The following is a 12126-nucleotide window of genomic DNA, read 5'->3' as shown; positions in this document are numbered from 1 at the left end:
GAAAGCTTAAATTTATATTATTTCAAAGTTCCTACTTTTGAGAAGTGGTTAGTGCAGACTTGATGTAGGCTTGGTTGAAGAGCTGCCTTATGCTATAGAAAAAAACTGCTTTGAAAAGCAGTTTTACATGAAATAGACAATTGCTAGATACTGAAGAGCAGAAGCGGCTAGGATGAAGAGATGCCAAATCATGTGGAAGTAGGGCTTCTTTTTGGCATAAAAACCAGCGCCGACTGTGTAGCAAAGACCGCCTGCTAGCATGAGTCCCCAAAACACTGCTCCAGTTTGTCCGATAATTTGCGGGATGATAAAGATAACCAGCCAGCCCATAATTAGATAGAGAGCCAGGCTGAATTTCTCATTGACCTTCTTGGCAAAGATTTTGTAGAGAATACCAAAGATGGTCGTGCCCCACTGAATCGCGATAATCAGATAGCCCCGCCAGTCATTCATGAGTGAAAGGACGACGGGAGTATAGCTGCCCGCGATAGCGATATAAATCATGGAGTGGTCAATAATCCGTAGGATGTATTTGTGGGTAGAGCCATAGGACATGGAGTGGTAAATGGTAGAAGAGAGAAACATGAGGAAAAGGCTAATGACAAAGATAGAAGTGCCAACAGCAGAAACGAGGCCATGCCCTTCATAACTGTAAATAGCTGAGATAGGCAGAAGAATCAGCATCAAAACAGCTCCGACGGCATGGGTGACAGCGTTGGCAATTTCCTCTCCAAAAGAGAGTTGTTTACTGAGTTTAAGCGCGTAGTTCATCGTTATCGTCCTCCTTTTCGGGTACTTGGATAAAAGCAAGGGTTTGCTGGTAGAGTTTTAAGGTCTGACAGGCACTGGCAATAATGGGAGTCACTTCAAGTTTCCGTCCGTTCATATAATCCACAAAGTCATTGTAGAGCTCTTCAGACTGGGTCTCAGCATTGAGCATATCTAAAGTAGCAGCAATATCTTGAATAGAAAAAACAGTTTTCAAACTTGTAATGGCAATCAAGCGGGCAACTTGCTGGCGATTGTATTTTTTCTTTAGAGGTTTTTCAAGGTAGCCATGCTTGACATAATTATTGATCATGGATGCCGTCAAGCCTTTGTCGGATGCAGTAAAAGCTGGCTTACAGACCTTGTTGACGTAGAGCAGGACTTGGTCCAGATATAGGTCAAGAACAGGCAATTCATCCCATCTCGGGAACAGATTTTTCGTTTCCAAATTTCAAACTTTCTAATATCTAGTTTTGATAACTAGATATTATCATTTTTGAAAATTAAAGTCAAGAATAAATCCGATTTGTCCAAAATTTGCTATAATCATGAGTAGGGAAAACAGGAAAATGGACTCAGAATCTAAGATAAGAGAGGGAAACTATGAAGATTTTAATTCCGACTGCCAAAGAAATGAATGAAGAACAGAACTCGCTGGGGCGCTCCCAGTTGACGCCTAAAAGCAAAATCATAATAGAAGAGTTGTTGCAATTCTCAGCCGGAGAGTTGGAAAACTTATATAAAATCAGTCCGCAGATGGCTGAAATAGAACACCAAAGAGTTCAAAATTTGAGCAAGAATGAAGCGGAGACCTACCCAGCATTGCACTTATTTGATGGCCTCATGTATCGCAATATCAAGCGAAAAGATTGGACATCAGAGGAGAGTTCCTACATTCAGGAGCATTTGCTTTTAACTTCTAGTCTATATGGGGTCATTCCTGCTCTGAGTCCGATTGCCCCTCATCGATTGGATTTTTTGGTGGGACTGAAGCCCAATGGTCAAATGCTGAAAAAATTTTGGCGGGAAGAGTATACAAAAGCGGTAGCGGATGAAGATATGCTGCTTTCTCTCTTGTCTAGTGAATTTGAGGATGTTTTTGAAAAATCGGTCAGAGAGAAGATGCTTCGGTTCAAGTTTTTAGAAGAAAAATCTGGGAAACTTAAAAGTCATTCTACTATTTCTAAAAAAGCGCGTGGGCAGTTTTTGACTGCTTTGATGGAAGCCCAGGTCGATCATCTTGACCAAATCAAACAGCTCTCTTTTGCAGGTTTTGCTTATCGAGCAGATCTTTCAGATGCTAAAGAATTGGTTTTTGTAAAAGAAGAATAAGAAAAGGAGGCTGGGACAAAAGTCCGACCTCAAATATAGAAAGCGAACAAAACTAGTTTTCTGGTAATCAGAATTCTGCTTTGTTCGCTTTTCGCATTTAATTGTAGATTTGAAGGGCTTAATAATTAAGATTTTTAAAAATTGAAATATTTTTGTCCCAAACTCTTTTTTGTAGCAAAGAGACTATTGTTCCAGACTCTTTTACTCTATTATTTAGACTTATCAAAAGAAAAATTAACTTAACAGGTATTCTACTGCAACTTTTAATACATTCATTAACTACATTAGAAATAAGAGAAAGGCAATTCGAAACAGAGACAAGGCGAGCAAATGAAGGGGATAAAACCAGTAAAATACTTTTCCAATATTGGCCCCTTTTTGACCGTTGTAGAAAGAGGTCACGAGGAGAAACAGAAGACAGGTGGCAGCCAGATCAGCCAGACCATCATAGGAGAAATTGAAGGCCAAAATTAGGATTTGCACACTGTTCAGTGCCAAGACACCGCCAATTTTTCGGAAGATTGGGTCTTTAATCTTTGCAAAGGAATAGATACCAAAAACTCCTCCCGTCAGTCCGCCGTCAGCGATAATGGACAGAGTAAAACAGAGTAGAATAATTAGAACTTTTCTCCAGGTTGCTGTTTGCTGATCACTGTAATAAAGAGCACAGAGCCCCAAAAAGAGAGTAACAACCGTATTTTGCATGATAAAGCCAAGACCAGTAACCCAGCCCATCAGAGAGAAAGGGATGATACTGATAAGAGCCAGCAGCCCCAATCGTCTCATATACTTGCTCACATCATGACTGTGCCGATAGCCTTCCGCAATACAAAAGGCAAAGACTGGAAAAGCCAGGCGGCCTATTATGTGCATACTATTGGCCAGCCAGTTAGGAGAGAGAATATTCATATTGGTAGCAAGTGGAAAAGATACCCAGGCGATATGGTCAATCAGCATTGCAAGCATAGCAAGCAGTTTCAAACTGCTATTGTCAATCATTTTTTTCATAGGATTCTCCTTTTTCCTTTCCTATGATACAAGAAAGAGTTTCTTCTTTCCATTTCTTTAGCTTACATTTCTCTCATTTTTCTTACAATTTTGTAAGTTGGAATTTCACCTTTTTACCTCATCGATGAATACTTCTGATTTTTCTTGACAAATAAGACTGAACGAGGCTGGGACAAAAAGATTTTGATTTTAGGAATTCTTTATTATAAATTTTTAAAATTGATAGATTAGACAAAAAAGTGAACAAGACAGAATTCTGAGTGTCAGATAACTCCTTTTTGTTCGCTTTTTATATTTAAGGTTAGACTTTTGTCCCAGATTCTTTTACATAGTCTGATAATTGCTTTTGATTCTGCAATTCGATAAATTTTTCAGGATAGGTCTGACGAACTTTTTCATAGAGACTCTTAGTCTCTCTTGTCCTGCCATCCCAAAGGATCCAGCGGATGAATTCCCAATCCAGTTTTTCAGTACAGCCAGAAGCCATACTCTCTCGCACTTGATTTCGGTATTTGAGGTAGCGTTTGAAGGCGCGATAGAGGCAGTTCCAGCGAGAAAAGTTCATAAAGATAATCTGATCAGCCTGCGCCATGCGCTCCTCAAAGCAGGCGAAGGAGTAGTTGCCATCGATGACCCAGGATTGTTCTCGCTTGAGGAAATTCGCTAAATCAGCCTTGACTTGGTCTTGACTACGAGTCTGCCAGTTTTCTTCAAACCGAATCGTGTCCAGATGAAGCACAGGAATATGGTGAAAGTGGCCTAACTGCTGGGCCAAGGTTGACTTGCCAGAGCCGGAGTAGCCGATGATAGCAATCTTCATATACATTCTCCTAATTACAGTGAGCAACAAAAAAAGCTCCGTGGAGCTCCTTTGTATGCGCGATGCATTATTTAGCAAGTTTAGCTGAAAGACGTGCTTTATCGCGGCTTGCTTTGTTTTTGTGGATCAAACCTTTTGTTTCTGCTTTATCGATAGCTGAGCTAGCAGCACGGAAAAGTTCTTCAGACGGGTTTGCTTCAAATGCTTTGATTGCAGTACGCATAGCTGATTTTTGAGCTGAGTTTTTTTCGTTTTGTTTAACGTTCAATTCAGCGCGTTTGATAGCTGACTTAATGTTTGCCAAGTTATTCACCTCCATTGAAAATACTAACTATCTAATTATATATGAAAAGTTGTGATTTGACAAGCCTAAATTATTTTTTTAGATAGATTTCGTCAATTTCATGATTTTTAGCCTTATGCAAAATCACTTCGGCCCTATTACGCGTTGGCTCAATATAGTCTAATAGGTTCACCAGATTGATTGTTTCCCAGATATTATGGGCCAGCGCCATGACTTCTTCTTCAGGCTGGGTCGTAAAGCGATGGTAATAATTATGCGTATCATGCTTGGCTAGTGCCAATAATTTTTTAAAGCGATCCAGATACCAAGACTCGATATTTTCGACTTCGGCATCTACATAGATTGAGAAGTCGAAGAAGTCAGTCATATAAAGGCGTTCATTTTGCGGATTTTGGAAAACATTGATACCTTCTACGATGACAAAGTCAGCTGCCTTGATTTCCTGTTTTTCATTTGGGACAATATCATAAATTTCGTGCGAGTAGACGGGAATTTCATAGTTTTGACCATTTTTAATGCGGTCTAAAAAGTCTAGCAAGAGTTCCATATTATAGCTTTCAGGGAAGCCTTTGCGATTTAAAATCCCCGTTTCAATCAAAGTTTGATTAGGATAGAGAAAGCCATCTGTCGTCACTAATTCAACGGTGGCATTTGTAAAAGTCCGTGATAGGAGGATTTGCAATAGGCGGCTAATCGTTGATTTTCCAACGGCAACACTGCCAGATACTCCGATGATAAAGGGCTGTCTTTTACTCTCCTTTTGTAGAAAAATACCTTTTGAAAAGGCGAGATCTTCTTTGGAACGTTTATAAATCTGAATGAGATTTGTCAGAGGCAGATAAACATCTGTCACATCCTGTAGACTGATTTTGTCATTGAAACTCTTGATAGAATTGAGTTCGGACTCAGTGAGCGGTGGATTTTTCTTTCGATGCAGATTTTGCCAAGTTTGGCGGCTGATTTTTTCAAAATGAAGAAATTCGTTAGTCATAAGTTACTCCTATATGATGGATTTTAGTATAACATACTTTTGGAGAAATGAAAACGATTTACAAATCTAGAAAAATTATGATAAAATGGTTTTATGACTAAAATGTATTTTGCAGAAAATCCGGATGCCAAACATGACATTCATGAATTAAAAGTGGAATTATTAGGACAACAGATGACCTTTTTAACGGATGCTGGTGTCTTTAGCAAAAAAATGATCGACTATGGCAGTCGAGTTTTGTTGTCTGCCTTGGAATTTAACAAAGAAGAAACGTTGCTGGATGTCGGGTGCGGTTATGGAACATTGGGCTTGACTCTGGCTAAAGCGCAAGGGCTGGAGGTCACTCTCGTGGATATCAATCAGCGGGCGCTCGATTTGGCTAGAAAAAATGCGGATGCGAACCAAGTATCTGCAGATATTTTCCAGTCCAATGTTTACGAACAGGTGACCGGACAATTTCACCATATTATCAGCAATCCACCGATTCGGGCTGGTAAGCAGGTGGTGCACGAGGTTATTTCAGGTAGCTATGATCACTTACTAGCGGATGGGGATTTGACGATTGTTATCCAAAAGAAACAAGGAGCTCCTAGTGCTAAAGCCAAAATGGAAGAAGTGTTTGGCAACTGCGAGACTCTCAAGAAGGACAAAGGTTATTATATCCTAAGGAGTGTGAAGTAAAAATGCGGGCAGTTGATATTATTCAAAAGAAACGAGATGGACTAGAGTTGTCCAGTCAAGAGATTGAATGGCTGATTGAGGGCTATGTAGCTGGAACAGTACCAGATTACCAGATGTCAGCTTTTGCTATGGCTGTTTACTTTAAAGGAATGACTACTCGGGAAATTTCAGATTTGACCATGGCCATGGTAGGTACAGGCCAGCAGTTTGACCTGTCAGCTATTTCAGGGATTAAGGTCGACAAGCATTCGACTGGTGGAGTGGGAGATAAGGTTACCTTAATCTTGGCTCCTCTCGTAGCTAGCTTTGGAGTACCCGTTGCTAAGATGAGCGGTCGAGGCTTGGGGCATACGGGTGGTACCATAGACAAGCTCGAGTCTGTCAAGGGCTACCAAGTAGAGCGCAGTCAGGAAGATTTCATCAAGCAGGTTCAGGAAATTGGTGTATCCGTCATCGGTCAGTCAGACCAGCTGGTCAAGGCAGACAAGCTTCTCTATGCTTTGCGTGATGTGACTGCTACAGTTGATACCATTCCTTTGATTGCCAGCTCTGTTATGAGCAAGAAAATCGCCGCTGGTGCAGACAGCATTTTGCTGGATGTAACCGTCGGTGAAGGTGCCTTTATGAAAAATCTAGAGGATGCCCGTGTCCTAGCCCGTACCATGGTAGATTTAGGTAAGGCTGTCGGACGCAGAACAGTTGCAGTTATTACGGATATGAGTCAGCCTTTAGGTACCAGCATTGGCAATCGTTTGGAAATCCTAGAAGCGCTGGAAATCCTTCAAGGACAAGGACGCGAGGATATTACGGAGTTTATCTGCGAGCTCGCTCGGATTATGCTTGATTTGGCTAATGTTGAGAAGTCAGTTTCTGAAATTAGAGAGCATTTGACAAATGGAGCGGCTTTGAAAAAATTTGAAGAGATGATTGCGGCTCAAGGTGGTGATCTGGAGGACTTGTATCGGCCATCCCAGGCGGCTTATGTGGCTGAAGTGAGAGCAGAGCAATCTGGCTTTATCACAGAGCTTCCAGCTATAGAATTTGGCTTGTTTGCGATGAGATTAGGAGCAGGTCGAGCCGTCAAATCTGACGAACTAGATTATGAAACTGGTATCGTGTTTGAAAAAAAGGTTGGCGAAACAGTCGAAATTGGGGAAATTGTTGCAAAAATTTACGCAAATGAAAAAATTTCTCAAGAACTAGTTACAGAATTCCAAAAAAATGTTAGAATAGGTAGTGAAAGCCTTGCAGTAAGCGAGATTGTCGAAGTAATCGCTTAATTCTAGGAGAATCCAACATGAAATTAAACAAATACATTGACCATACGCTTTTGAAACCTGATGCAAGTCAGGAGCAGATTGAAACCTTAATTGAGGAAGCAAAGAAATACGACTTTGCGAGCGTCTGTGTCAATCCGACTTGGGTGAATTTTGCTGCGCAAGCACTAAAAGCTACGGATGTAAAAGTCTGTACGGTCATTGGTTTTCCTCTGGGAGCAAATACTCCGGAGCTCAAAGCTTTTGAAACGAGTGATGCCATCCAAAACGGAGCGAATGAAGTTGATATGGTCATCAATATCGGTGCTCTAAAGTCTCGAAACTTTGACTTAGTTGAAAGAGACATTCGAGCTGTTGTGGAAGCTGCTAAAGGAACCTTGGTCAAGGTCATTATTGAGACCTGCCTCTTGACAGATGATGAGAAAGTGAGAGCTTGTCAAATTGCTCAGAAAGCTGGGGCGGATTTTGTCAAGACATCTACTGGTTTCTCAACTGGTGGTGCAACCGTTGCGGATGTAGCTTTGATGCGTAAGACCGTTGGGCCAGATATGGGAGTCAAGGCTTCTGGCGGTGCCCGTTCTTACGAAGATGCACTTGCCTTTATCAAAGCTGGTGCGACTCGCATTGGAGCATCCTCTGGTGTAGCGATTATGGAGGGAGACGTGGCTAATGGCGACTACTAATTTGATTGATTTAGTTGTAGAAACCACGAAGAATGCCTATGTTCCATACTCTCATTTCCCTGTCGGAGCCATTTTAGTAGCTAAAAATGGACAAGTTTTCACAGGTGTCAATATCGAAAATGCTAGTTTCGGCTTAACCAATTGTGCAGAGCGAACAGCCATTTTTAAAGCTGTTTCTGAAGGTTTCTTGGACTTTGAGGAATTAATTGTTTACGGAGAAACGGAAAAACCGATCTCTCCGTGTGGTGCCTGCCGCCAAGTAATGGCAGAGTTTTTTAATCAGGATTTACCAGTGACCTTGGTCGCTAAAGATAAATCGACGGTCGTGATGACGGTCAAGGAGTTACTTCCATACTCTTTTACAGACTTAACTTGAGTCTGTTGCTGGTCAACTGACCAAAATTAAACTTGCAACTAAGTTGCACATCTTATATAGGAGGTTCAGAAATGAACAAGAAACAATGGCTAGGTCTTGGTCTAGTGTCTGTCGCAGCAATCGGACTTGCTGCATGTGGGAATCGTGCGTCTAAATCAGATAGCTCTAACGCTAAAACTGATTTAAAAGCTGCTATCGTAACCGATACAGGTGGTGTTGATGATAAGTCATTTAACCAATCTGCATGGGAAGGTTTGCAAGCTTGGGGGAAAGAAAATGGCCTTTCAAAAGATAACGGCTATACTTACTTCCAATCAACAGACGAGTCACAATACGCGAACAACCTAAACCAAGCTGCTACGGATGGTTACAACTTAGTATTTGGTATCGGTTTTGCCCTTCGTGATGCCGTTGAATCTGCTGCAAAAGATAATTCAAGTATTAACTACGTTATTATTGACGATGTAATTGAAGGTCAAAAGAATGTTGCTTCAGCAGTCTTTGCAGATAATGAAGCAGCTTACCTTGCTGGTGTTGCAGCTGCAAAAACTACTAAGACAAAACAAGTTGGTTTCATAGGTGGTATAGAAGGTGCAGTTATCACACGTTTTGAAAAAGGTTTCGAAGCTGGTGTGAAATCAGTTGACCCATCTATCAAGATTAAAGTGGACTATGCTGGTTCATTCGGCGATGCAGCTAAAGGTAAAACAATTGCAGCTGCTCACTATGCTGGTGGTGCGGATGTTGTTTACCAAGTAGCTGGTGGTACTGGTGCTGGAGTATTTAACGAAGCTAAGTCAATCAACGAAACAAGAAATGAAAATGAAAAAGTTTGGGTACTTGGTGTTGACCGTGACCAAACTGAAGAAGGTAAATACAAATCTAAAGATGGTAAAGAGTCTAACTTTGTTTTGGCATCAAGCTTGAAACAAGTTGGTAAGACTGTCCAAGACATTGCTAATCAAACTGCTAAAGGTAAATTCCCAGGTGGTAAAACTACAACCTTTGGTTTGAAAGACGGCGGTGTTGATTTGACAACAACCAACCTTTCTGAGGATGCTAAAAAAGCTGTTGAAGAAGCGAAAGCTAAAATCCTTGATGGTAGCATCACAGTTCCTGATAAATAATTGAATGTTGAGCGATCCGACCTACTAGGGTCGCTCATTTTTAAATTCTGACGCCTTTGCATCGATTAAGCCTACTAGGATAGGAGTCCGAGGAGGTTGTATCGACATAAAATGAAATTCTGGAAAGGAAAGAGCCATGACACATGAAAATGTCATTGAAATGCGAGAAATTACCAAGATTTTTGGTGAATTTGTGGCCAATGATAAAATCAATTTGGAACTCCGAAAAGGTGAAATTCACGCTCTTTTAGGAGAAAATGGTGCCGGGAAGTCAACCTTGATGAATATGTTGGCCGGCCTACTTGAGCCGACTAGTGGTGAGATTGTAGTAAACGGAAAGCCAGTTAAGCTGGACTCTCCATCAAAGGCGGCCTCACTTGGTATCGGGATGGTGCATCAGCACTTTATGCTTGTGGAAGCCTTCACTGTTGCTGAAAATATTATTCTTGGAAGTGAGATTACAAAAAATGGTATCTTAGACTTGAAACGCGCTACGCAAGAAATTAAGCGTTTGTCTAAGAAATATGGTTTGTCGGTTGATCCATCTGCCAAGATTGAAGACATTTCCGTCGGAGCACAACAACGGGTTGAAATTCTGAAGACCCTTTACCGTGGTGCAGATATCCTCATCTTTGACGAACCAACAGCTGTTTTGACACCATCTGAGATTGATGAATTGATGAAAATCATGAAAAACTTGGTCAAGGAAGGTAAGTCTATCATTCTTATTACTCATAAGTTGGATGAAATTCGTGCAGTTTCTGATCGAGTGACCGTTATTCGTCGAGGAAAATCAATCGAAACAGTTGAAATTGCTGGTGCAACCAACCAAGATTTGGCGGAAATGATGGTGGGACGGGCTGTTTCCTTCAAGACTGAGAAGAAACCTTCTAATCCGCAAGAGACGGTTCTTTCAATCAAGAATCTTGTCGTTGAAGAAAATCGCGGCGTTCCAGCTGTTAAGGGACTTTCACTGGATGTTCGTGCTGGTGAGATTGTTGGGATTGCAGGAATTGACGGCAATGGTCAGACTGAGTTGATTCAAGCTATCACAGGACTTAGAAAAGCGAGCTCGGGTGAAATTTTGATCAAGAATCAGTCCGTGCTTGGTAAGAAACCACGTCAGATTACTGAGATGAAGGTCAGCCACGTTCCTGAAGATCGTCATCGCGATGGTTTGGTGCTGCAGATGTCCATTTCTGAAAATATTGCTTTGCAGACTTACTACAAGGAGCCACTCAGCAAACACGGCATCTTGAATTACAATAATATTTACTCTTATGCGTGCAATCTGATGAAAGAGTTTGATGTGCGGGCAGCTAGCGAGTATGTACCTGCTTCAGCCCTCTCAGGAGGAAACCAACAGAAGGCTATCATTGCTCGGGAAGTGGATCGTGATCCAGACTTGCTGATTGTCAGTCAGCCAACCCGCGGTCTTGATGTCGGAGCAATTGAGTATATCCATAAACGTTTGATTGAGGAGCGTACTCAAGGTAAGGCAGTTCTTGTTGTCAGCTTTGAGCTAGATGAAATACTCAATCTTTCTGACAGAATCGCCGTTATCCATGATGGCAAGATTCAAGGAATTGTGACACCAGAGAAGACCAATAAGCAAGAACTTGGTATTCTCATGGCTGGTGGTAAGATTTAGAAGGGAGATTCAAATGTCTAAAAAAACACAGCAGATCGCAGTTCCCTTAATCTCAGTTCTTTTAGGGATTTTATTGGGAGCGATTGTCATGGCTATCTTTGGCTATGATGCCATCTGGGGATATGAATCCCTCTTTAAAACGGCATTCGGTTCTTTGAGAAGTTTGGGTGAAATTTCTCGGGCGATGGGACCTCTAGTTCTCATTGGTCTGGGTTTTGCCGTTGCTAGTCGGGCTGGATTTTTCAATGTCGGACTTCCAGGCCAAGCCTTGGCTGGTTGGATTCTAGCTGGTTGGTTTGCCCTTTCCTTCCCTGACCTACCTCGCCCATTGATGTTGCTAGCAACTGTAGTGATTGCAACAGTAGCTGGTGGGATTATTGGTGCTATTCCAGGGGTTCTGCGTGCCTATTTAGGAACGAGCGAAGTCATCGTTACGATTATGATGAACTATATCGTCCTCTTTGTTGGAAATGCCTTTATCCGCAGCTTCCCAAAATCTGTGATGCAGAGTGTTGACTCTAGTAAGCGTGTTGGTGCCAATGCTATTTATCAAACAGAATGGCTGAGAAGTTTGACAGCTAACTCTCGGATGAATATTGGTATTTTCTTTGCTTTGATTGCAGTTGTGCTGATCTGGTATATGCTGAAGAAAACAACACTTGGCTTTGAAATCCGCGCTGTAGGGCTGAACCCGAATGCATCTGAATACGCAGGGATGTCTTCTAAACGGACCATTATTTTGTCTATGATTATTTCTGGAGCCCTTGCAGGACTTGGAGGAGTAGTAGAAGGACTAGGTACTTATCAGAATGTCTTTGTACAAGGAAGTTCATTGAGCGTTGGTTTCAATGGTATGGCAGTTAGTCTTTTAGCAGCAAACTCCCCAGTTGGTATCCTTTTTGCGGCTTTCCTCTTTGCAGTTCTAAGTGTTGGTGCGCCGGGTATGAACGTGGCTCAGATTCCGACAGAATTAGTCAATATCGTGACAGCTTCGATTATCTTCTTTGTTAGCGCCCATTACTTGATTGAGCGTCTGACTGGTAAGACAGTTTTTGAATTATTTAAAAACCGTAAGCAAGAAGCTGGTAAAGTGAAAGGGGAAAACTAG

14 protein-coding genes are annotated in these 12126 nt (G+C 41.6%); 8 read left to right on the top strand and 6 right to left on the bottom strand.

Going from position 1 to position 12126, the window contains the following annotated elements; all coding sequences use genetic code 11:
• Window positions 1–123: 123 nt before the first annotated feature.
• Both trhA and D8793_RS10270 read right to left on the bottom strand, forming a co-directional pair.
• Window positions 124–771 carry a PAQR family membrane homeostasis protein TrhA gene (gene trhA / locus D8793_RS10275; protein ID WP_125371780.1) on the bottom strand — a complete coding sequence of 216 codons (648 nt, stop codon included), beginning with the start codon at window positions 769–771 and terminating at the stop codon, window positions 124–126.
• Window positions 755–1216 carry a DUF1836 domain-containing protein gene (locus D8793_RS10270; protein ID WP_185761057.1) on the bottom strand — a complete coding sequence of 154 codons (462 nt, stop codon included), beginning with the start codon at window positions 1214–1216 and terminating at the stop codon, window positions 755–757. Before D8793_RS10270 ends, trhA begins: the two co-directional genes overlap by 17 nt.
• Before the next feature lie 155 nt (window positions 1217–1371).
• Between D8793_RS10270 and yaaA the strand changes: the two genes are divergently transcribed.
• Complete coding sequence (gene yaaA, locus D8793_RS10265; protein WP_125371779.1) at window positions 1372–2100, top strand: peroxide stress protein YaaA; 729 nt, start codon at window positions 1372–1374, stop codon at window positions 2098–2100.
• Between the two features lie 279 nt (window positions 2101–2379).
• On the opposite strand, the gene D8793_RS10260 is transcribed toward yaaA, so the two are convergent.
• The 4 genes from D8793_RS10260 to coaA form a co-directional block, all read right to left on the bottom strand.
• Window positions 2380–3108, bottom strand: a complete 729-nt coding sequence (locus tag D8793_RS10260) for a TraX family protein (RefSeq protein ID WP_005590134.1) — start codon at window positions 3106–3108, stop codon at window positions 2380–2382.
• Window positions 3109–3409: 301 nt separating this feature from the next.
• Complete coding sequence (locus D8793_RS10255; RefSeq protein ID WP_125371778.1) at window positions 3410–3928, bottom strand: DNA topology modulation protein; 519 nt, start codon at window positions 3926–3928, stop codon at window positions 3410–3412.
• A gap of 67 nt (window positions 3929–3995) precedes the next feature.
• The gene (gene rpsT / locus D8793_RS10250) at window positions 3996–4232 is read right to left on the bottom strand and encodes a 30S ribosomal protein S20 (RefSeq protein ID WP_001274000.1); all 237 of its coding nucleotides are present in this window, start codon (window positions 4230–4232) and stop codon (window positions 3996–3998) included.
• 70 nt (window positions 4233–4302) lie between these two features.
• Entirely contained in the window at window positions 4303–5223 is a 921-nt protein-coding gene (coaA, locus tag D8793_RS10245; RefSeq protein ID WP_125371777.1) for a type I pantothenate kinase, read from the bottom strand.
• Between the two features lie 93 nt (window positions 5224–5316).
• Between coaA and D8793_RS10240 the strand changes: the two genes are divergently transcribed.
• The 7 genes from D8793_RS10240 to D8793_RS10210 all read left to right on the top strand — a co-directional run bounded on the left by D8793_RS10240 (window position 5317) and on the right by D8793_RS10210 (window position 12126).
• Window positions 5317–5904 (top strand): class I SAM-dependent methyltransferase, encoded by a 588-nt coding sequence (locus tag D8793_RS10240; protein ID WP_125371776.1) that lies wholly within the window; start codon window positions 5317–5319, stop codon window positions 5902–5904.
• 2 nt (window positions 5905–5906) lie between these two features.
• On the top strand, window positions 5907–7184 hold the full coding sequence (locus D8793_RS10235; RefSeq protein WP_125371775.1) for a pyrimidine-nucleoside phosphorylase: 1278 nt from the start codon (window positions 5907–5909) through the stop codon (window positions 7182–7184).
• A gap of 17 nt (window positions 7185–7201) precedes the next feature.
• The gene (gene deoC, locus D8793_RS10230; protein WP_125371774.1) at window positions 7202–7864 is read left to right on the top strand and encodes a deoxyribose-phosphate aldolase; all 663 of its coding nucleotides are present in this window, start codon (window positions 7202–7204) and stop codon (window positions 7862–7864) included.
• A complete protein-coding gene (locus tag D8793_RS10225; RefSeq protein WP_125371773.1) occupies window positions 7851–8240 on the top strand; it encodes a cytidine deaminase in 390 nt (129 codons plus the stop codon). Before deoC ends, D8793_RS10225 begins: the two co-directional genes overlap by 14 nt.
• Window positions 8241–8311: 71 nt before the next feature.
• Window positions 8312–9367, top strand: coding sequence for a BMP family lipoprotein (locus D8793_RS10220; RefSeq protein WP_061911253.1), 1056 nt, complete (start codon window positions 8312–8314; stop codon window positions 9365–9367).
• 136 nt (window positions 9368–9503) lie between these two features.
• A complete protein-coding gene (locus tag D8793_RS10215; RefSeq protein ID WP_125371772.1) occupies window positions 9504–11018 on the top strand; it encodes an ABC transporter ATP-binding protein in 1515 nt (504 codons plus the stop codon).
• A 13-nt stretch (window positions 11019–11031) separates the two neighbouring features.
• Window positions 11032–12126: an ABC transporter permease gene (locus tag D8793_RS10210; RefSeq protein ID WP_125371771.1), complete on the top strand. Its 1095-nt coding sequence runs from the start codon at window positions 11032–11034 to the stop codon at window positions 12124–12126.

It is taken from the genome of Streptococcus cristatus (assembly GCF_003943465.1).
Taxonomy (GTDB): domain Bacteria; phylum Bacillota; class Bacilli; order Lactobacillales; family Streptococcaceae; genus Streptococcus; species Streptococcus cristatus_C.
Note: the sequence above shows the minus strand (reverse complement) of the source record. Positions and strands in the feature narration are given on the sequence as shown.

Excerpts from the sequence above, each read along its gene's own strand:
- trhA (WP_125371780.1), bottom strand. The coding sequence starts at position 771 with ATGAACTACGCGCTTAAACTCAGTAAACAACTCTCTTTTGGAGAGGAA.
- yaaA (WP_125371779.1), top strand. The coding sequence starts at position 1,372 with ATGAAGATTTTAATTCCGACTGCCAAAGAAATGAATGAAGAACAGAAC.
- D8793_RS10260 (WP_005590134.1), bottom strand. The coding sequence starts at position 3,108 with ATGAAAAAAATGATTGACAATAGCAGTTTGAAACTGCTTGCTATGCTT.
- D8793_RS10255 (WP_125371778.1), bottom strand. The coding sequence starts at position 3,928 with ATGAAGATTGCTATCATCGGCTACTCCGGCTCTGGCAAGTCAACCTTG.
- coaA (WP_125371777.1), bottom strand. The coding sequence starts at position 5,223 with ATGACTAACGAATTTCTTCATTTTGAAAAAATCAGCCGCCAAACTTGG.
- D8793_RS10240 (WP_125371776.1), top strand. The coding sequence starts at position 5,317 with ATGACTAAAATGTATTTTGCAGAAAATCCGGATGCCAAACATGACATT.
- D8793_RS10235 (WP_125371775.1), top strand. The coding sequence starts at position 5,907 with ATGCGGGCAGTTGATATTATTCAAAAGAAACGAGATGGACTAGAGTTG.
- deoC (WP_125371774.1), top strand. The coding sequence starts at position 7,202 with ATGAAATTAAACAAATACATTGACCATACGCTTTTGAAACCTGATGCA.
- D8793_RS10225 (WP_125371773.1), top strand. The coding sequence starts at position 7,851 with ATGGCGACTACTAATTTGATTGATTTAGTTGTAGAAACCACGAAGAAT.
- D8793_RS10220 (WP_061911253.1), top strand. The coding sequence starts at position 8,312 with ATGAACAAGAAACAATGGCTAGGTCTTGGTCTAGTGTCTGTCGCAGCA.
- D8793_RS10215 (WP_125371772.1), top strand. The coding sequence starts at position 9,504 with ATGACACATGAAAATGTCATTGAAATGCGAGAAATTACCAAGATTTTT.
- D8793_RS10210 (WP_125371771.1), top strand. The coding sequence starts at position 11,032 with ATGTCTAAAAAAACACAGCAGATCGCAGTTCCCTTAATCTCAGTTCTT.